20 protein-coding genes are annotated in these 19433 nt (G+C 72.6%); 13 read left to right on the top strand and 7 right to left on the bottom strand.

The genetic code is table 11. The features are described from left to right. Positions 1-14: 14 nt before the first annotated feature. The 5 genes from ACFRFC_RS24585 (at position 15) to crcB (ACFRFC_RS24565) (ending at position 2865) form a co-directional block, all read left to right on the top strand. A complete protein-coding gene (locus tag ACFRFC_RS24585) occupies positions 15-815 on the top strand; it encodes a P1 family peptidase (RefSeq protein ID WP_382691536.1) in 801 nt (266 codons plus the stop codon). Beyond that, positions 785-1426: a 2Fe-2S iron-sulfur cluster-binding protein gene (locus ACFRFC_RS24580; RefSeq protein WP_383112652.1), complete on the top strand. Its 642-nt coding sequence runs from the start codon at positions 785-787 to the stop codon at positions 1424-1426. Before ACFRFC_RS24585 ends, ACFRFC_RS24580 begins: the two co-directional genes overlap by 31 nt. Positions 1427-1658: 232 nt before the next feature. Continuing rightward, positions 1659-2144 carry a fluoride efflux transporter CrcB gene (gene crcB, locus ACFRFC_RS24575; RefSeq protein WP_382691397.1) on the top strand — a complete coding sequence of 162 codons (486 nt, stop codon included), beginning with the start codon at positions 1659-1661 and terminating at the stop codon, positions 2142-2144. After that, positions 2141-2494 (top strand): DUF190 domain-containing protein, encoded by a 354-nt coding sequence (locus tag ACFRFC_RS24570; RefSeq protein ID WP_382691395.1) that lies wholly within the window; start codon positions 2141-2143, stop codon positions 2492-2494. Before crcB (ACFRFC_RS24575) ends, ACFRFC_RS24570 begins: the two co-directional genes overlap by 4 nt. Continuing rightward, positions 2491-2865, top strand: coding sequence for a fluoride efflux transporter CrcB (crcB, locus tag ACFRFC_RS24565; RefSeq protein ID WP_382691394.1), 375 nt, complete (start codon positions 2491-2493; stop codon positions 2863-2865). Before ACFRFC_RS24570 ends, crcB (ACFRFC_RS24565) begins: the two co-directional genes overlap by 4 nt. A gap of 49 nt (positions 2866-2914) precedes the next feature. Here the strand turns inward: crcB (ACFRFC_RS24565) and ACFRFC_RS24560 are convergent, their stop codons facing one another. Beyond that, entirely contained in the window at positions 2915-3556 is a 642-nt protein-coding gene (locus ACFRFC_RS24560) for an isochorismatase family protein (protein WP_382691392.1), read from the bottom strand. 150 nt (positions 3557-3706) lie between these two features. Beyond that, entirely contained in the window at positions 3707-4120 is a 414-nt protein-coding gene (locus tag ACFRFC_RS24555) for a MarR family winged helix-turn-helix transcriptional regulator (protein ID WP_382691390.1), read from the bottom strand. 224 nt (positions 4121-4344) lie between these two features. On the opposite strand from ACFRFC_RS24555, the gene ACFRFC_RS24550 reads away from it, so the two are divergent. Beyond that, on the top strand, positions 4345-5265 hold the full coding sequence (locus tag ACFRFC_RS24550) for an oxidoreductase (protein WP_382691388.1): 921 nt from the start codon (positions 4345-4347) through the stop codon (positions 5263-5265). Between the two features lie 48 nt (positions 5266-5313). On the opposite strand, the gene ACFRFC_RS24545 is transcribed toward ACFRFC_RS24550, so the two are convergent. From ACFRFC_RS24545 to ACFRFC_RS24525, 5 genes are all read right to left on the bottom strand, one after another. Beyond that, positions 5314-6387, bottom strand: a complete 1074-nt coding sequence (locus ACFRFC_RS24545) for a methyltransferase (protein ID WP_382691386.1) — start codon at positions 6385-6387, stop codon at positions 5314-5316. Further along, a complete protein-coding gene (locus ACFRFC_RS24540) occupies positions 6384-7370 on the bottom strand; it encodes a hypothetical protein (RefSeq protein ID WP_382691384.1) in 987 nt (328 codons plus the stop codon). The genes ACFRFC_RS24545 and ACFRFC_RS24540 overlap by 4 nt, the downstream gene beginning before the upstream one ends. Then, complete coding sequence (locus ACFRFC_RS24535; RefSeq protein WP_382691382.1) at positions 7351-8823, bottom strand: carbamoyltransferase; 1473 nt, start codon at positions 8821-8823, stop codon at positions 7351-7353. Before ACFRFC_RS24535 ends, ACFRFC_RS24540 begins: the two co-directional genes overlap by 20 nt. Before the next feature lie 147 nt (positions 8824-8970). Next, positions 8971-10161 (bottom strand): aminotransferase class I/II-fold pyridoxal phosphate-dependent enzyme, encoded by a 1191-nt coding sequence (locus tag ACFRFC_RS24530; protein WP_382691381.1) that lies wholly within the window; start codon positions 10159-10161, stop codon positions 8971-8973. Further along, positions 10158-11507, bottom strand: coding sequence for a B12-binding domain-containing radical SAM protein (locus ACFRFC_RS24525; RefSeq protein ID WP_382691379.1), 1350 nt, complete (start codon positions 11505-11507; stop codon positions 10158-10160). The genes ACFRFC_RS24530 and ACFRFC_RS24525 overlap by 4 nt, the downstream gene beginning before the upstream one ends. 437 nt (positions 11508-11944) lie before the next feature. Between ACFRFC_RS24525 and ACFRFC_RS24520 the strand changes: the two genes are divergently transcribed. The 7 genes from ACFRFC_RS24520 (at position 11945) to ACFRFC_RS24490 (ending at position 19426) form a co-directional block, all read left to right on the top strand. Continuing rightward, on the top strand, positions 11945-12745 hold the full coding sequence (locus tag ACFRFC_RS24520; RefSeq protein WP_382691377.1) for a DUF6071 family protein: 801 nt from the start codon (positions 11945-11947) through the stop codon (positions 12743-12745). Between the two features lie 97 nt (positions 12746-12842). Then, positions 12843-13661: a tyrosine-protein phosphatase gene (locus tag ACFRFC_RS24515; RefSeq protein WP_382691375.1), complete on the top strand. Its 819-nt coding sequence runs from the start codon at positions 12843-12845 to the stop codon at positions 13659-13661. A gap of 219 nt (positions 13662-13880) precedes the next feature. Beyond that, positions 13881-14684, top strand: a complete 804-nt coding sequence (locus ACFRFC_RS24510) for an SDR family oxidoreductase (RefSeq protein ID WP_382691373.1) — start codon at positions 13881-13883, stop codon at positions 14682-14684. 15 nt (positions 14685-14699) lie between these two features. Next, complete coding sequence (locus tag ACFRFC_RS24505) at positions 14700-15326, top strand: 2OG-Fe(II) oxygenase (RefSeq protein WP_382691371.1); 627 nt, start codon at positions 14700-14702, stop codon at positions 15324-15326. Continuing rightward, complete coding sequence (locus tag ACFRFC_RS24500) at positions 15311-17086, top strand: hypothetical protein (RefSeq protein WP_382691369.1); 1776 nt, start codon at positions 15311-15313, stop codon at positions 17084-17086. Before ACFRFC_RS24505 ends, ACFRFC_RS24500 begins: the two co-directional genes overlap by 16 nt. Beyond that, positions 17079-17816, top strand: coding sequence for a 2OG-Fe(II) oxygenase (locus ACFRFC_RS24495; protein ID WP_382691367.1), 738 nt, complete (start codon positions 17079-17081; stop codon positions 17814-17816). The genes ACFRFC_RS24500 and ACFRFC_RS24495 overlap by 8 nt, the downstream gene beginning before the upstream one ends. A 155-nt stretch (positions 17817-17971) precedes the next feature. Next, positions 17972-19426 carry an MFS transporter gene (locus ACFRFC_RS24490; RefSeq protein WP_382691365.1) on the top strand — a complete coding sequence of 485 codons (1455 nt, stop codon included), beginning with the start codon at positions 17972-17974 and terminating at the stop codon, positions 19424-19426. Positions 19427-19433: the final 7 nt, after the last annotated feature.

The raw sequence follows: 19433 nt of genomic DNA, 5'->3' as shown, positions 1-19433 counted from the left end.
CCCGGGGCGGCGCCATCGGCCTCACCTACGGCGCCGACCACTTCGCGCACGCCGTCTGTCTGGCCGGCGGCTCCCTCTACGGGCTCGGCGCGGCGCCCGGGGTCGGGGCGGAACTCCTCACCCGGGTCGGCAACGACGTCAACTGGGACCGGCTCAAGTGCGTGGCCGGGGCGATCATCTACGACTTCAGCGCCCGCGACAACGCCGTCACCCCGGACGCCGCCCTCGGCCGGGCCGCGATGCGCGCCGCCCGGCACGGGGAGTTCCCCGTCGGCCGCTGCGGGGCGGGGGCCAGCGCCTCCGTCGGCAAGGTCGAGTACTCCCGTACCGAATTCGCCGGCCAGGGCGCCGCGTTCCGGCGGATCGGGGACATCAGGATCCTCGCCGCGACGGTGATCAACGCGGTCGGTGTCATCGTGGACCGGGACGGCACCGTGCTGCGCGGCGACTACGACGCCGCGACGGGCACCCGGATTCTGCCGCAGCTCGACTACGCGGAGGCGTTCGAGAAGAACCCGGCCGCCGCGCCCGCGACCATGCCGGGCAACACCACGATCTCGGTCGTCGTCACCAATGTCCGCCTGGACGACCGGGAACTGGCCTGCTTCGGCCGTCAGGTGCACGGTTCCATGCATCGCGGCATCCAGCCCTTCCACACCAACCTGGACGGTGACACCCTGTTCACGCTCACCACGGACGAGGTCGATCTGCCGCGCAACCCGATGCGCACCGGGCAGGACACCATGACCTCCGTCGCCCTCGGCTCGGTCGCCTCCGAGGTGATGTGGGACGCGATCCTGAGCAGCGTCCGGTGACCCACGCCGACCTCTCCCGCCCGGCCCCCGGCGTGACGGCAGCCGCGCCGGGGCTGCCCGCCTTCCGCTCCGACGACCCGGACCCCACCCGCCGGGGCCACGCCTTCGGCCGCACCCACGGCCACCGCGTCCGGGCCACCGTCGCCGCCTACCGCGAACTGTTCGACGCGGTCGGTGTCGACCCGCACGACCTCCGGCCGCACGGTGAGCAGGCGGGCGACGAGATCGCCCGCTGGGCGCCCGACCTGTACGCGGAACTCGCCGCGTCGGCCTCGGGGGCGGGGCTCCCGGTGTGGGAACTGGCCCTGGTCAACGCCCGTACGGAGATCCTCGCCACGGTCGGCGCGACCGCCGAGGGCGAGTGCTCCACCGCCGTCCATGCGGGGGGTCCGGGAGCCCCGCACACGGCCGACGACGGCACCCTCCTGGACCTGGGGGAATCCGCCGGAGTCCGGCTCCCCTCCGCCTGCCGCGCGGCAGCCTGCGGAACCTGTCTCCAGCGGGTGGAGGGCGCGACGGCACACCTGATCACCCCGGGCCTGCCGGTCCCTCCGGGCCATGCGCTGCCGTGCTGCGCGGTACCCACGGGCGCGATCACCGTGCGCGCGTGAGGACGGCCAGGTGTCGCCGTGAACCCAGCGGCTTCCGGGCGTCCCGCGAGCGGCCGGGAAGGTGCTCGTGTGATCATCATCGGTATGGGAAGTCCAGCGCCGCCCGGCCACGAGCCGACCGACCGCCGACCGCGACGAGGCGGGCCCGAGCGCCGGAGGGACGCGCCGTAACCTATGTCGGATCATGCCCATCGGGAGAACAAGGGCCTGGCGAACAGGAGACGCGCACCTGATGAAGCCCTCACGGACACCGGCCGTGGGTGAGCCCACCGACCCGGACGTCGACCTCCATGTCCCTTCGCAGCGGCCCGGCCAGTGGCGTGCGCAGCTTCCCGTGGTGACGGCGGTGGCGCTGGGCGGGACGCTGGGCGCCTCGGCCCGCTACGGCGCGGCCCTGCTGTGGCCGACGGCGACCGGCGGCTTCCCGTGGACGACGTTCTGGGTGAACACGCTCGGCTGCGCGGTGATCGGGGTGTTCATGGTGCTCATCAGCGAGGTGTGGACCGCGCACCGGCTGGTGCGGCCGTTCTTCGGCACCGGTGTGCTGGGCGGCTTCACCACGTTCTCGACCTACGCGGTCGACATCCAGCAACTGGTCGACGGCGGCCGGGCCCGGGCCGGACTCCTGTATCTGGGACTGACACTGATCGCGGCACTGGCGGCGGTGTGGAGCGCGGCGTGGGTGACCCGCCGGATCGTGGCGTGGAGGCAAGCATGACGAGACTGACCGGGCGCGCGCTGCGCGTGACCATCTTCATCGGCGAGGACGATGTCTGGCATCACAAGCCGCTGTTCACCGAGATCGTCCACCGCGCCCACCGGGCCGGGCTCGCGGGCGCGTCGGTGTTCCGCGGGATCGAGGGCTTCGGCGCCTCCTCCCTGATCCACACGACCCGGCTGCTGTCGCTGAGCCAGGATCTGCCCATCGCGGTGGTCATCATCGACGACGAGACCCGCGTCCGGGCGTTTCTGCCCCAGCTGGACGAGCTGGTCACCGAGGGCCTGGTGATCCTGGACGACTGCGAGGTCATCCGTTACGTGGGCCGGTCGAAGGAACGTGCCGAGTGAACTGGTTTCTGGTGATCGCCGGAGCCGCCGTCGGCGCGCCCCTGCGCTATCTCACCGACATGGCCGTGCAGAGGCGCCACGACACGGTGTTCCCCTGGGGCACCTTCACCGTCAACGCGGCGGGCTGCCTGATCCTGGGCCTGCTGACCGGCGCGGTCACCTACGGCGCCGCGTCCCACTCCCTGCAACTGCTGATCGGCACCGGCCTGTGCGGGGCGCTGACCACGTACTCGACCTTCTCCTACGAGACGATGCGGCTGGCGGAGGAGGGCGCGAGGTTCTTCGCCGCCGCCAATGTCGTCGCCAGCGTCGTCGCCGGTCTCGGTGCGGCCTTCGTGGGGGCGGCGGTGGCGAACGCGATCTGGGCCTGAGGGGCCTGAGGGGGCACCCGCTCCCCCCTCAGGCGGCTCCGCGATGGGCTCAGTTGCCGCTGGCGGCGGCGTGGCTCGCGCTGACGGCGCCGTAGAACGGCATGGCGAGGTTGCTGAAGATGTCGGCGGTGCCGGGGCCGCCGGGGTTCTTCCAGTCACGCAGGAGTTCCGAGATGACGCCGACGGTGCTGTTGAGGGTGGCACCGGCGTTCTGGAGGCGGAGCAGGGAGGTTTCCCGGGCGAGGGTGTTGGTGGTGCCCGAGGCGTCGGTGACGGCGTGGACCCGGTAGCCCCGGCCGAGGGCGGACAGGGACGCGAACATCAGGCATACGTCGGTGATGACGCCCGCGATGACCAGGTTGGGCCGGTCCATGGCGCGGACGGCGGCGTCGAAGTCCGGGTCGTCGAAGGCGTCGACCTCACCGCTGCGGTGGATGACCGGGGCGCCCTCGGGCAGCTCGCGCACGAGTTCCGGGAGCAGGGGGCCGTTGGGGCCCTGCGGTGCGGAGGTGGTGGCCACGATCGGGAGGCCGAAGACCTTGGCGGTGCGGGCGAGGGCCTGGGCGTTGCGGCGGACCTCGTTCTGGTCGTGGTCCTGGACGCCGAGGATCAGCCCGGTCTGGTGGTCGACCAGCAGGATCCCGGTGTTCTCCGGGGTGAGCCGGTGGGTGAGGTAGCTGTTCTCGCTCATCGTTCTTCCTGGTTCCTTGGGGTGCGGCCGTGCTCACGGCCGGGGCGGTCGCCCGCTTCGCCAGCACCTGTTTGTTGCTTGCGCATTCATCTTAACCATGAGGGGTGGGCGGCCATTCCCCGCCCGGTCAGCCGCCCGATGTGGTCTGCGTCACTCGCTGGTGTCGCAGTCGGCCGGGTGCTCCCCCGGTTCCAGCCGCGCCAGAACGCCGTACAGCATGTCCAGCTCCTGCCCGGAGAGACGGCCCGCGAAGGCCCGCTCCACCACCTCGGCATTGGTCCGCACGGCCGCCCGCAGCAGCTTCCGGCCCTCCTCGGTCAGCTGGATCAGCGCCCCGCGCTGGTCCTCCTCGATCGGCGTCCGGGTCACCAGACCGCGCTGCGCGAGCCGGTCGGCCATCCGGCTCACCGCGCTCTGGGTCAGCACGATCCGCTCCTTCAGATCCTTCAGCCGGGTACCCGCGAGCGGAATGTTCACCAGGGTGTCGAACTCGCTCACGGACAGCCGGTGCCGCTCGGCCAGTTCCCGCTCGATCTCCCCCAGCACCCGCTGATGCACCTCCATGAACGACCGCCACACCCCGACCCTGAAAGCCTTCGACCTCACCGGCTCCGTACCCGACACTCCAGCCTCCTCCTTGAATGCGCCTGCATCATTGTCGCACCGGCCGGCCGCTCGCGGTGAGGCCGGCGCAGCCGTGCGGGGCGGCGAGGACTGGACGGCTGGGCGCGGCCGGGCTGACGCCGATGTCCCGGGCCAGCTGCCGCGGCGGTGCATACATTGGGACCATGGCCAAGAAAACGGACACCCATTCCTGGAACACCAGCGACATCCCCGATCAGGGCGGCCGGACCGCCGTCGTGACCGGCGCCAACAGCGGACTCGGCCTCGCCACCGTCACGGCGCTGGCCGACGCGGGCGCGCATGTGGTCCTCGCCGTCCGGGACACCGGTCGTGGCGAGGCGGCGGCACGGACCGTGCGGGGCAGTGTGGAGGTACGCCGGCTGGACCTGGCCGACCTGTCCTCGGTACGCGAGTTCGCCGCCGCCTGGCACGGCCGCCTCGATCTGCTCATCAACAACGCCGGCATCATGAACGTCCCGGAGGCCCGTACCAAGGACGGCTTCGAGAGGCAGTTCGGCACCAACCATCTGGGCCACTTCGCCCTGACCAACCTGCTCCTGCCGCACATCACGGACCGCGTGGTGACCCTGTCCTCGGGCGCCCATCGGATGGGCAATCCGCACATCCGCTTCGACAATCTCAACCTCGCGGGTGAGTACAAACCGGTGGCCGCCTACAGCCACTCCAAGCTCGCCAACCTGCTCTTCACCCTGGAACTCCAGCGCCGGCTCGACGCGGCGGGCTCGTCCGTCCGCTCCCTCGCCGCCCATCCCGGAATTGCCGCCACCAACCTCCAGGCACACGACGCCAGCCGCTTGCGCGTCCTCGCCATGCGGTTGGGCAACCGCGTCATCGCCCAGGACAGCAAGGCGGGGGCGCTGCCCACCCTGTACGCGGCGGTCGAGGAGCTGCCCGGTGCCAGCTATGTCGGCCCGGACGGGTTGTTCGAGATGCGCGGCGCACCGACCCTGGTGGGCCGTTCCACGGCGGCCAGTGACCTGGCCACCGCCCGGCGCCTGTGGACCGTCTCCGAGGAACTGACCGGGGTCACCTTCCCGGAACCCGCCCTGACGGCCCGGAGCTGACGAGGCGGAGCCGAAGGAACAGGGCCGGACGGGTGGCGGGGCCGAGTCCTACTCCGGGCTTCCCGTCGGCCGGAAGTCCATCACCGTGGCGCCCCCGGGCAGCCGGTGCGACGCCCTCAGCCGGAGACCGGCCCGTCCGGCGAGGTGCGCGTAGTCGGACTCCGCACGCTTCCTGCCGCCCAGGAGTACCAGCATGCGCAGATCGTGCGAGGTGAGCCGCCGGGTCTCGGAGAGGTCCCCGGCGGCGGCCGGTCCGCCCGGGAACACGCGCTCGGCGATCAGCACCCGCCCCTCGGCGGGGACAGCCGCGGCACAGGTCCGCAGGACGCGTACGGCACTGTCGTCGTCCCAGTCGGCCAGGACACGGGAGAGAAGGCAGGTGTCGGCGCCGGCCGGCAGGCGGTCGAACATGTCGCAGACCACGGCGTCGCTCCGCTCGGCGAGCCCCGCGGCGGCGAGATGCCGGCGGGCCTCGGCCACCGATGCGGCTTGGTCGGCCACGGTGCCCCGCAGCCTCGGGTGGGCCGTGAGGATCTCCTGGAGCAGGGCTCCGGTGCCGCCGCCGACGTCGATCACATGCCGGACGCCCGACCAGTCGTAGCCGGTGCCGATGCCCCTGGTGGACCGGGAGACCTGTGACATCAGCCGGTCGAACGACTCGGTGCGCGCGGGCGTCGCGGCGAGGTCCTCCCAGAACGGGGCGCCGTGGACCTTCGCGTAGACGGAGGTTCCGGAGCGGACGGCGTCCACCAGGTGGGCGAAGGTGGTGTCGAGGCGCCCGGCGACTTCGTCGGCGTCCAGCCACTGACGCAGGTTGTCGGGATGGTCGGACAGCAGTTCCGCGGCCGGTTCGGTGAGCGCGTAGGTGCCCGGTTCGGGCTCGGCGAAGATGTCCCGGCAGCTGAGGAAGCGCAGCAGGCGCGCGAGTGCCCCGGGGTCCGCTCCGGCGGCCTTGGCCAGATCGGGCAGCCGGGTGTGTCCGGCGGCGATGTGGTCGGCGAGGCGCAGGGTGGCCGCCGCGCGGACCGCGAAGGGGGTCACGATATCGGCGATCTCGGCGAGGCCCCGAGGCTGCTCCGGGCGCTCGGGCCGACCTGGGGCCGAGGTGGACGCGGCGGTCATGTCTTCCTCCGTAGGGGCGTCGCGGGGGCGACACCGGGGCAGGTGCAGGGGCGGACGGGCTCGGGTGGGGGGGACGCGTGGGGTGGGGGTGACGCGTCGGGCGGGGTTGGCGCGTGCAGCGGGGTTGGCGCGTCCGGCGGCGGCGCATCCGGCGGGGGGTGATCGGGCGATGGTGGTGGCGCGTCGGCGGGCCCGGCGGCGGCTCCGACCCCGAGCGCGGCGGCCTCCGCTCCGGCCTCAGCACCGGCTCCGGCCTCAGCTCCGGCTCCGGCCTCAGCTCCGGCACCGGCACCGGCACCGGCACCGGCACCGGTCAGCGTGGTGAGCAGGGCCGTGGCCTCGCGGCGGGTGCGGCAGCGGTGGACCGGGGTGCCGGCGCGGCGCAGGGCCGCGTCGATGATGACCAGGTCCCGCCGCCGGAACAGCAACGCCTTGCGCAGCAGTGCGGTCAGGCTCAGCACCGGGGGGTCGCCGGACTCACGGAGCCGACGCGGCACGTACTCCGTTCGGTCACCCCCGGGCGGCCGTCGGGCGGATGGCGGTACCCGACGGCGTACCCGAAGAGGCGCCCGACGGGGTGCTGGACAACGTACGAGAAGAGGCGCCGCACGGGATGCCGCGCGGGCCGCGTGGCGCAGGCGCAGGCTGCGACGGGCCAGTGCCTGGGCGCACAGCAGCGGATGGCGGTCGAAGAGGACGACGAGATCCGCGGCGTGCACGCGCGGTTCGGCGGTGGCGGCGTAGTTGCCGTCGGCGATCCATCGCGGCAGGGCGCACAGCGCGTGGACGCGGCGGTTCCACTCCTCCTCCGCGGGCCGGGTCCAGCCCGGGGACCAGTAGAAGTCGTCGAGGTGGTAGAGCGGCAGGCCGGTCGTGGCGGCGAGCAGATGACAGAAGGACGTCTTGCCGCTGCCGGGGCTGCCGAGCACGACGATCCGCCGGGGCGCGTGCCCCGGCGGCGGGTCACAGTACGGCGATGCCATGGAGCTTCCCGAACCGCGCGGCGTCCTCCACGGTGTTGACCAGCGGTTCTCCCTTGATGTTGAGGCTGGTGTTGAGCAGCATCGGGCAGCCCGTCTCCTCGTGGAAGCGCCGGAGCAGGGTGTGTACGAACGGGTTCTGCCGCTCGTTGACGGTCTGCACCCGGCTGGTGCCGTCGACATGGCACACGGCGAGATGGGCGCCCGGGTCGCGTGCCGTCCCGACGAACTGCATGTACGGGCTGGTCGGTACGGGCAGGTCGAAGCACGCGTGGGCGTGGTCCTCCAGCACGATGGGCGCGAACGGCCGGAACGGCTCACGCCGTTTGATCTCGTTCACCCGGCGTTTGGCGGTGGCCGGACGGGGGTCGGCGAGCAGGCTGCGGTTGCCCAGGGCCCGGGGGCCGAACTCGGCGCGGCCGTGGGCCAAGGCGACGACCTCACCGCGTACGAGCCGCTTGAGGGCGTCCTCGGGATCGGGCTGCCGTTCGATGTCGTGGCCGAGATACGGTCCGGGCCACCTGATGTGCCGCCCGAGACGGGCGAGGGCCGAGCCGACCGAGCTGCCCGCGTCGCCGGGGCTCGGCATGATCCAGATGGTGTCGAAGAGGCCGGAGCGGGCCAGGCGGGCGTTGTAGGCGCAGTTGAGGGCGACGCCGCCGGAGAAGACGAGATTGCGGGACCCGGTCTCCTCGGCCGCCCAGGCGAACAGCCCGTCCAGCAGCCGTTCGGTGACCTCCTGGGCGCCGGCTGCGATAGTGGCCGGGTCGGTCAGCTCGGGCCGCCAGTCGGCGATGCCCCGGTGCACCGAGCGGGTCAGCCGGAAGTGCGGCCAGTCCGCGCGGCGGACGAAGTCGCGCCAGATGACGTCGGCGAGGTCCGGAGTCCCGTAGGCCGCGAGGCCCATCATGATGTACTCCTCCTCGTTGGGCTTGAAGCCCGCACGCTGGGTGAAGGCGGAGTACAGCAGGCCGATGCTGTGCGGGTAGTTCACGGTGGCCACCCGGTCGAGCCGGTCGCCGTGGCCGCGCCACAGCGAGACGGTGTTCCACTCGCCGATGCCGTCCACGACGACCACGGCGGCCTCGGGCAGGCCGGAGGTGTAGTAGCCGCCGGCCGCGTGCGAGTGGTGGTGGTCGACGCTGTGGACGCGCGCTCCGCGCAGTTGCGGAAAGCGGCGCAGGTAGGCGCGGAGTCCGACCGGGTCGGCCGCGAGGCCCAGTTGCCCGGAGCGCAGTTGCCGGGTGCGTTTGAGGAGGGGGCGTTCGTAGTACACGACGTCGTCCACGCGGTCCAGGTGGGCGAGGGCCGCCGACAGGGCCCCGGCGGACAGCTCGGCGTCGTTCTTGCGTCTGCTGTAGCGCTCGCAGTGGGTCGCGAAGACGAGTTCGCCGTCGCGGATCGCGGCGACCGCCGCGTCGTGACTGCGGCAGGACAGGCCGAGGATGTGCGTCATGGGGTGCGGCACCTCCGGTGGTGCGCGGCGTCGGCGTTCACGGCATAGGGGGTCGCGGGGTCAGGGGTCGCGGGTCAGGGGCCGCGGGGTCGGGGTTCGCGGGGTCGGGGGTCGCGGCAACGGGGCCCATCTGCGTACGGCCGCCCCTCATCGCGCGAGGCGCCCTTCCGTGGCGAGGCCCTCCTGGCGGGCGGCGGCCGGGCGGTCGGTCACCGCGTCCAGCAGGCGGGCGACGCGTTCCATCCGGGGCCGGTCCGCGAGGGACACCCGGAAACAGCCCCGCAGCCCGGGGACGTCGGACAGGGAGCGGATACGGACATGATGCGCGGCCAGATGGTCGCGGGCCGCGTCGGCGGTGGCGGGGTCGGGAGACCAGAACGTGGCGAAGTTGGCGCCGGGCTCCAGCACCCGCCAGCGCGGGTGGGTGGACAGCACCCGGTCGGTGAACTCCCGCCGCAGGGCGCGGACGTCCCGCCAGATCTCCCGCCAGCGCTCGCCCTGGGGCGCCAGGCGTTCCAGCAGGGCGAGCCCGGGGGCGCCGACGGCGTTCTCGGGGCGGAAGCGGCCGAGGTGCTCCCGCAGTTCCGGGTGGACGAGCAGCGCGGCGACGCGCAGTCCGGCAAGGGCGAACACCTTGGAGTAGGAGTGGACCACGACGACATTGGCGAACTCCGCGACCAGCGGCGCGTGGGAGACCTGGACGAAGTCGCCGTACGCCTCGTCGATCACCAGGAGATGGCCGTGCGCCCTGGCGGTCTCGGCGAACCGGCGCATGACGGACGGGGCGAAGAGCAGCCCGCTGGGGCTGCCCGGGTTGGTGACGGCGGCCACCGACGGGCCCGGCGCGCACCGCAGCGCGTCGAGCAGGGGGCCGGGGTCGGCCACGGCGGGTGCGCCGGCGGTGCCGGGGACGGCGGTCACGCGGACCCGGCGCAGCGCGGCGTAGTGACGCCATGCCTCGAAGGCGGGCTCCTGGAGGAGCAGGCGTCCCACCGGGCGGACGAGGGCGTCGACGACGAGGCCGATGCCATTGTCGGAGCCGGCGGTGAGCAGGATGCCGGTGCTGTCGATGCCGTGGTGGGCGCCGAGCCTCTCCAGGGCGCGGTCCTGGAAGGGGTAGGCGAGGGTGTCCGCGAGGGTGAGGGCGGCCAGTGCGTCCTTGACCAGCCGGTCGCTCCACGGGTGCTGGAGTTCGCAGCTCTTGAGGTTGAGGGTGCCGGGGCGGCGCTCGCGGGGCTGCCAGCGCACGCCGAGGGTCTCGGTGCCGAGAGGGAAGCGGAATCCTTGGAGGTCGGCGGTGCGGGTGAGGCCGGGCACCTCGTGGTCCGGGCCGGTCACCGGGCGGTTCGCTGCGGGATGCGTTCATGGACGCTGGTGAGGCGGTCCTCCCGGCCGAAGAGGAAGGCGTAGCGCGGGTCGGCCCCCGGGCCGTTCTCCGGCGCTTCCTCCGGCCCGCCGGAGATCAACTGGCGGTTGAAGCGGGACACTTGATGGGGCGTCATGTCGGCGGTCATCTCATGGAACGGGGTGTACATGGTCGGGCGGACGCGGGCGCCGAGCGAGCGGGCCAGTTCGAGGGTGCGGGCGGTGCCCTCGGCGGAGGTCCCGGGCAGCCCGACGATGATGAAGGCGTTCAGCTCGATCCCGGCCGCGTCGCACCACTGGGCCAGCGACCGGAACCGCCGCTCCTCGGTGCGTTTGCTCCGGGGCAGCCCGCCCTGGCCCTGTGCCTCCAGCGTCTCCAGGCCCACGGAGATCCGGACACACCCGGCCCGGCCCATCAGCGCCACCAGCTCCTCGCCGAGGTGGTGGACGGTGGTCGCGCACTTCCACCGCGGTGCGACGGGACCCTCGATGAACCGCTCGCACAGCTCCCGGACCCAGCGCCGGTCCAGCGTGAACGTGGGCGCGTAGAAGGCGACGTACTCGAAGGCGTGGCGGTCGTAGCTGTCCCGGATGTAGTCGATGACGGCGTCCACCGGCAGCCGGCGTTCGCGCAGTCCGAAGATCTCCGGGACCTCGCAGAACTCGCAGCCCACCGGGCATCCCCGGGCCGCCGGAACGACCAGTTCCCGTCGGAAGGGTATCCCGCAGAATTTGTGTTCGTCCTTGGCGTAGAAACGATCGTAGTCCTGATAGGGGATCTCCTCGATATCGGGAAGAACCCACTGCTTCGGATCAAGTCGGCTGCCGTGTCCGGAGGGCTCGATCCAGTCCCCGCCGTGCCGTACCGCGACACCGGGCAATCCGGCCGGGACCGTGTTTCCGGGGCCGGATCGGGCCAGGGCGTTCACATACTCGGCGACTCCGCACTCGTAGTCGCCGGACTGCACGACCGCGTCCAGATCGAACTGGCGGAAGAATCCTGGATTGAGGCTGGAGAGGCGACCGAAAGTGATCAGCCGGCTGTTCGGGGAAAGCCCTCGCGCGTAGTCGGTGAATCGCGCCAGGCCGTCCACCGCGTCGAAATCGTTCATGACCGCGATGACGTCATATCGACCTTGGTAGAGCAGGTCCCCGACGCCCTTCCAGTTCATGCTCAGGGTGCCTGCCTCGCAGGTGTCGACCCGCCCGGTGGTGGGTTGGAGGCGCAGATGTCCGGCCACCATGTACAGCGGGCTGTGGTGACCCGCGTTGAAGTAACTCGGCACGTGAGGCGGCCAGATCAGCAGCACGTCAGTCATGTGGGACCCCTGGTGTCGATGGGTCGTGGTGTGGCTGAGATTGCGCCCCGCCGAGACTGAGCAGACCTACCTTTGTGGCTGCGGAAGCACAGCGTGTGTTTTACCCCGTCGTGGTCCGCTCGGCAATGGCACATCCCGCCCGATCGACCGGTTCTTACCGGCTGGACCGAATGGCGTGGATCCGGAGGGTCAGGTCAGACGGTCGGAACCGGGGGATTGATCTATCTGAGTGTATCCACCAATGGCCGAAAGCATCGAGAATCATGGACAGGCGGCGCTCGGTCGCGGTTGCCGTTCTGAACAGCACAGTGCTTCAATCCGAGTCAGTCCGCGACGAGTTTGTCAGCCGCAAGTCGGTCAGCAGCAAGTCGGTCAGCAGCGAATCGGTCGGCAGCGGGATGCCGCGCTACTTCCCTGTGTTGCGCTGGAGGTCATTGATGCTTCTGTACGCGAACGGCTGTTCAATGACGTACGGCGCCGAGTTGGTGGACGACAATGACCACGACCCCATGCGCCAACGCTATAGGGAGGATCATTCCTGGCCGGCCCGGCTCGGTGACTTCCTGGACGCCGACCGGGTGGTCAATGAGGCGGTGATCTCCGGTTCCAACGACCGGATCGTGCGCACCACGATCGACTGGCTCTCGGAGCACGCGGAGAGCGTCGGCGAGGGGCAGTTGCTGGTCGTCATCGGCTGGTCGGGGGCGATGCGCCGGGAGTTCTATGTGGACGGCGAGTTCCGGCAGGTCATCCCGTACCAGCCGCACCGGCATCCGGACGTCCAGCGGCTGACCGATGTCTACCGCGAGGTGGCCTGGAACGACCGGGAGTGCGGAGCCCGGCTCGCCACGCAACTGCTGTCCCTCCAGTCGTTCCTGTGGCTGCACCGGATCCCGTATCTGTTCTTCGACGCCATCGAGAGTTCCTTCGACAGTCTCGGGCGGGCCGGGCTGGCGGAGCGCGGCACCACACGGCTGGTGGACCGGTCACGCTTCTACCGGTTCGGGGACGCGGACGGGTCGATGGCCGACGTACTGCGGGCCGCGGGGACGGGCTGGAAGGGACGGCATCCGGCCGAGGACGGGCACGAGACCTGGGCGCACAGGCTGGCGGCGCACATCGTGTCCGGACGGCTGCTGCGGCGCCCCACCGCCGCGTCCGCCGCGCCGCCGTCCGGTCCCGCCTTCACCCGCCGACGCGTCTTCCGGTCCGCGAACCGCGACTTCCTCTACCCCTGAGGCACCCCGGCCCGACGTGCCTCGCGCCCTCGTCCCGCCCCGCTCCCGGAGAGGCACAGCCGATGGACACGCCCTGCGCTCCCCCCACGCCCCCGCCATGCCCGGCGCCCGCCCGGTGAGCACTCCCCCGCCCAGGTCCCCGTACGTACCACGGCTGTTCGCCGCGGGGGTCAACCTGCGGGCCGTGACCCCTTTGGGGGTGGCTCCGGGCCGGATCTGGCGCGCGGGCGACGGGGGGTCCATGGACGCGGGCACCGCCGCCGAGCTGACCGGACGTCATGGCCTGCGCAGCGTGATCGATCTGCGCTCGCCCGGGGAGACGGCGCGCTCCGGCGCCCCGGCCGCACTCCTCGCGCACCGGGCGCGCTGGGTCCGCGCCCCGCTCACCGGGTACCCGCGTGACATCGTGCATGTCCCCCGGCCGACCCCCGGCCACTACGTCCGCTACTACCACGCCATCCTCCTGCACAGCGCCCGGGGCGGTGTTCCCGCGCTGTTCGCCGCCCTGGCCGGCGCGGCCGGTGAACCCTTCCTGGTCTGCTGCCACCTGGGCAAGGACCGTACGGCGGTGGTGGTCGCCGCCCTGCTCTCCCTGGCCGGGGTGCCCGACGAGACGATCGCCGCGGACTACGCGGCCAGCGGTACGGCTCTGCGTCCGCTGCTCGACCGCTTCGAGCACAAGTGGCGGGCGCACGGCTGGACCCGCGAGGACTATCTGACCCACCTCGACACACCGGCCGTGATCATGCGGACCTGGCTCGCCGAACTGCGTCTGCGGCACGGCGGTGTCCGGGCCGCGCTGATCAGCGCCGGGGCCGCCCCCGGCGACCTGGCGGCGGTCACCGCGGCGCTCGCCCGACCGGTGGAGCAGCCGCCCGGCACCGTCGGTCCGCCACCGTCCCGGACCGGGCCCTGAGCCCCCCGCCCCAGGGCGTACGGCAGAACGGATCCTCCGCCCGGCGGTGGAGGCAAGGAGAAGGTCAGCCGTGGGACACCCAGAACGCCGCGACCGGACCGCCCGAGACGGCACCTGCCGCCGCGGCCCACTCCTTGTCTCTTCCTCCGGGCGGAGGAACACCCCGGCCCCGCCCTTCCGCTCCCGGCATCACTCCCACCCCCGGCGACAGGAGCCCCGATGAGCCCCCCACCCGCAGCCACTCCGCCCGCCCCCGGCCCCTTCCGGGGTGCCGTGGTGCTCGGCGGTACCCACGGTCTGGGTCGCGCGCTCGCGCTCGGCGCGCGGGAGCGGGGACTGCGGACCGTCGTCTACGGCCGCTCCGCCGGGTCGCGGCCCGGCACCGAGGGCCTGCTGCCCCGCCACCTGGACCTGTGCGATCCGCAGAGCGTACGGACCGTCTCCGTGGACGTCCCGAGGCCCTGCTACGTGCTGTGGGTGGCCGGGGCGTTCCTCAAGAAGCCGCTGGTGGAGACCACCGAGGACGAGGTCGAGCAGCTGACCCGGCTGCTGTTCACCGGGCCGGTGCTCTTCCTGCGGCGGCTGCTGGCCGGTGCCCCGGGGCCCGTTCATCTGATCACGATCGCGTCCTCGTCCTCCTGGAAGCGCCGCGAGCGCGAGTCGCTGTACTGCGGGCTCAAGGCCGCGCAGGCCACCCTGGTGCGCAATCTGGTGCCCGAACTGCTCGCCGCGCACCCCGGGAACCGGATCACCCTGGTCAACCCGGGCGGCCTCGCCGTACCCGACTTCCACACCGGACTCGCCCTGGACTTCGGCGCCATGATGGACCCCGGCGAGGTGGCCGGGATCGTCTGGGACATCGCCACCGCACAGCGGCAGGCGTTCACCGAGGTCCAGATCCTGCGCAGTCTCTCCCCCGGCGCCGAGGGCACCCCCGAGGTCTCGTACGGGGCCCGCCTGCCGCAGACCCCCGAGGAACCGGCCCCGGCCGCACCCCTCGCCCCGCACTCCCCCCACCACTGACGGAAGGGACACGCCATGCTGGACCTCGACGCGCCGGTGGAACGGCACGACGAACCGTACCGGTGGGCCGTGGCCCACTCCGTCGTCCCGGAGCCGACCACCAGGATCCTGCGGGCGGAGATGCCCGCTCCGGGGGAGCTGCACCCCGCCGAGCGGACCGGCGACGGCGACAAGACCTACCGGATGGCGGTCCTCCCGCTGATCCACCGGGGCGCCCATGAACCCGGCATGGCGAAGGTGGGCGCGAAGTGGCACGAACTGATCGCGCACCTCCAGTCGGACGCGTATCGCGCCTGGGTGCGCCGGACGATCGGGATCGATGTCACCGACACCACCATGGACATCGGTCTCTTCGTCTTCCAGGGCGGTGACCGGATCTCCGCGCACACCGACAAGCCGGGCAAGCGCGCGACCCATGTCATCTACCTGAACCACGACTGGGCGCACGACCACGGTGGACAGTTCGAGGTGCGCACCGGCCCCGACCTGTCCGTCACGCCCTATGCCACGGTCGTCCCGGGCGGCGGACGTTCGGTGCTCTTCGCCCGGTCCGAGCACTCCTGGCACGCGGTCTCCCCGGTGGCCGCCCACGCCCCGCAGTTCCGGCTGACGTGCCAGGTGGAGATGTGGAATCTCGGCTGACCCCCGCCCTGTCCCCCGGCGAGCGGCCGGCGGGCGGTGGCGGTGGGGTCCCCTACTGGGACGTGGAGGCCGCGCCGCCGCTCTCCGGTGAGCTGCGGATGTCCGGGTTCAAGCACCTCATGGTGGGCTGCCTGGCCGCGGCCGGGCTGTCCGAGGAACCCTGGGACCTGTACAACGCGCCGGACCTGACCGACCGGCAGGCGCTGGCGGACATGCTGCGGGCGCTCGGGGCGCGCGTCGACATCGACGCGGCCGAGGAGCGGATACGGATCGACGCGGCCCCGCTGACCGGCCATCACGTCCCGCCCGAGCGTTCGGCCCAGGTCCACGGGGGCGCGTATCTGCTGCCGGTGCTGCTGGCCCGGGGCGGGCGGGCGGAGTCGGGGGCGCACGGCGGCTGCCGTATCGGAGACGGGCGCGGGGGTGGCCGGCCGGTGGAGCACATCGCGCGGGTGCTGGAGCGGTTCGGGGCGGTGTGCGACACGGACGGCACCGGGCTCACCGCGACCGCTCCGCGCGGACTGCGCGGCGCCGTGATCGACCTCGCCGACTTCTCGACGCCCGACCCGCACCGCGGGCTGCCCACGGGTCCGCACTACTCGGGCGCCACCAAGACCGCGCTGCTGGCCGCGGCGACCGCCCGGGGCACCACCGTCCTGCGGCACCCCTATCCCAAGCCCGACGCCCAGGAACTCGCCCGGGTGCTGGCCTCGGCCGGAGTCGCGATCGACGTGGCACCGGACGCCATCGAGATCCAGGGCGCGGACGGCCCCATCGGCGCCGCCTCCGTCCTGCTGCCCTCGGATCTGCTGGAGGTCATCACCTTCATCACGGCGAGCGTGCTGCTCGACCGCGCCCTGACCCTGCGGCTGACCCGCGCGGACGTGGTACGGGAGGGGCTCGCCCCGGAGTTGCACCATCTGCGGCGGATCGGTGTCCCGCTCACCTGGGACGGCGAGCTGCTGCGGATCGCGCCGGCGGCGGGCCCGCTGGCGCCCGACCGGGTCGTGGCCGCGTCCCATCTCGTCTACAGCGACGCCCAGCCGCTGTTCGCCCTGCTCCTGCTGGCCGCGTCGGCACCCTCGACCCTGGTGGAGACCGTCTGGTCCGGGCGGTTCGGCTATGTCGACGGGCTGCGCTCGATGGGCGCGCGACTGTCCGTGGACGGGCGGGAACTGCGCATCCGCCCCGGCCCGTTGCGCCCCGCCCCCGGACCACTGCGCGGCACGGATCTGCGGGCCGCCGCCACGCTGCTGCTCGCGGCGCTGGCCACCGGCACCCCGCACCGGCTGTTCGGCGTGGAGCACCTGGCCCGCGGCTATGCGGGGCTGCCGGGCAAGCTCCGCGCGTTCGGCGCGCGGATCACGCCCGGGAGCACCACGGCGCCCCTCGCCGACATCCACTCACCGACCTCACCGACCTCACTGGGCGCATGGGGCTCACTGGGGTCGCCGGACTCATTCGAGCCGTCGGACTCATCGGGGCCGTCGGGCTCAGTTCGGCCGTCAGGCTCATTGGGCCCGTCGGGCTCATTGGGGCCGTCAGGCACACCGGGGCCGCCAGCCTCACCGAGCCCGTCAGGCACACCGGGGCCGCCAGGCTCACCGGGCCCGCCAGGCACATTGAGTCCGCCGGCCTCACCGGGCCCGTCAGGCACACCGGGGCCGCCAGCCTCATTGAGCCCGCCAGGCACACCGCACCCGTCAGACTCACCGGCCTCACCGGACTCCCAGCAGAAGGAGCCCCTCCCCGATGCCTGACGTCCCCCCGCAGACGAGCCCCCTCTCCCCCGGCGACCCGGACCCGGTGCTCGACCTCTCCGCGCTGCGCCGCGCCGAACCGGCCGCGCGCCCCTATCACTGGGTGGAGCTGCCCGACACCCTGCACGGCCCCGGCGGCCGGACCGCAGAGCGGCTGGAGGCGGAGTTCCCGACGCGCGGTTTCCGGCTGACCGAGCGGACCGACGCGGGCGCGGGAAAGACGTACCGCACCCGCAATCTGCCGCTGATCGAGGAGGGCCGTCCGGTCGCCGGGAGCCGCTTCGCCCTCACCCCGCTGTGGCGGCGTCTGGTCGATGAGCTGGCGTCGGCCGACTACCGGTCGGCGGTGGCCGGGGCGGTCGGCCGCCCGCTGGACGGCTGTCTCGCCGAGGCCCGCGTGGTCCGCTACGGCCCCGGCTACTGGATCGCGCCGCACACCGACCGGGCCGACAAGGTGGTCACCCAGCTGTGGTACTTCAATTCCCACTGGCCGGCACACTGGCGGGGAACCCTGCGCATCCTGGGTTCGCAGGCGGAGGACGACGTACGGGCCGAGATCACACCCCGCCAGGGTTCCTCCGTCCTGCTGGTCCGTTCGGATGACTCCTGGCACTCCGTCAGTCCCGTCTCCCCCGAGGCGACCCAGGACCGGCGTACCTTGCTGCTGCACTTCGTCGACCCCGCGGTCGATGCCGCTTCGGGCGGTCCGGCGCCCGGCGCGGACGGGTGACCTCGGGGCGGACCGGCGCGACGCTTGCGCGCGGGTGGCAGGAGAGCCCGGCGCGGCATCCCCGCACGGACTCCGCACGCCACCCGGCTGACACCCTGTCACCCCCCGCTTCCCGGGCGGTCGGACGCACCCACGACCGACCGGGAACCCGCTCCTTGAACCGACCCCCCGCAGCCGCCGTACCGACCGCCCCCACCGAGGACCCGGTACACAGCCGCCGCCACGGCCGCCGCGTGCTCTCGGTGACCTCGATCACCGCTCTGCTGACCGGCCTCAACACCAGCGGCCTGGATGTGTCGCTGCCCAGCACCGTCCGGCACTTCGACGCGTCCGCCGCGCAGGCGGGCTGGATCGTCCTGGGCTATCTGCTGGCCGGTACGGTCCTGCTGCTGGTCTGGGGCCGGCTGGCGGACCTGTTCGGACGCCGCAGCCTCTATCTCACCGGGGTCGCCCTCTTCGCGGTGGCCAGCGTCTGCTGCGCCCTCGCCCCGGACGCCCGGATACTGATCCTCGGCCGGATACTCCAGGGCGTCGGCTCGTCGGCGATCGTCGCCAACACCACGGCGCTGCTCGCGGACTCGTTCCCGCCCGGGCGGCTGCCGGGGGCCCTCGGTCTCAACGCGACGCTCATCTCCGCCACCCAGGCGGCCGGACCGCTGCTCGGCGGGGCCCTGACGAACCTGTGGGGCTGGTCGGGCATCTTCTGGGTCAGCGGCGCGACCGGCCTGGTGGCCCTGGTGTGGGCGGCCCACATTCTGCGTCCGGGCCGCCCGTCCGACTCGGCGGAACGGTTCGATCTGGCGGGCGCCCTGCTGTCGGTGCTGTTCCTGGGCGGCGGGGCGCTGGCCCTCACCGAGGGCGGCCCGCGAGGGTGGACGAGCGGCACCGTCCTGCTGAGCGCGACGGTGTCCCTGTGCGCGCTGCTCATGTTTCCCGTGGTCCAGAGCCGCCGCCGCCACCCCCTGCTGGACTCCTGGCTCTTCCGCGACCAGCGCCGCGCGATGGCCCTGCTGGCCGCCTTCCTCACGGCGACGTCGTACTTCTCCGTCGTCCTGGTGATGTCCCTGTACCTCCAGACACTTGAGCGTCTGGACGCCCTCACCGCGGGACTCCAGGTGATGCTCATGGCGGCCGGTTCCATGCTCACCTCCCCGCTGGCGGGATACCTCTCCGGCCGCTTCCCGGCCCGCACGGTGGCCAGTGCCGGTACGGCGGTGTCCGCGCTGGGCATCGCCCTGCTGACCCTGGCCCTCGGGCCGCCCGCACCCGCCGGACTCATCGGCCTGGGCCTGTTCCTGACGGGCGCGGGCGCGGGCCTGTTCGGGGTGCCCAACACCGACGCGCTCATGTCCCTGGTCCCCGCCCACCGCCGGGGAATCGCGAACGGAGTCAGGTCACTGCTCCAGAACGCCGGGTATGTGATCAGTACGGTCCTGACGCTGACGCTGGTGGCGGGTCACGGACTGACCGGAAGCGCGGCGAGCCAGCTTCCCGGGCCCGCGGTCGGCCCGTACCGCACGGCCTTGGTCGTGCTCCTCTGCCTGTGCCTGGCCGCGATGACGGCATCCCTCCTGCGCGGCACAGCACAGGCGCAGCCCGAGCCCAGCTGAGACAACA

Source organism: Streptomyces sp. NPDC056734, assembly GCF_042790455.1.
In the GTDB taxonomy this organism is placed as follows: Bacteria; Actinomycetota; Actinomycetes; order Streptomycetales; family Streptomycetaceae; genus Streptomyces.
Note: the sequence above shows the minus strand (reverse complement) of the source record. Positions and strands in the feature narration are given on the sequence as shown.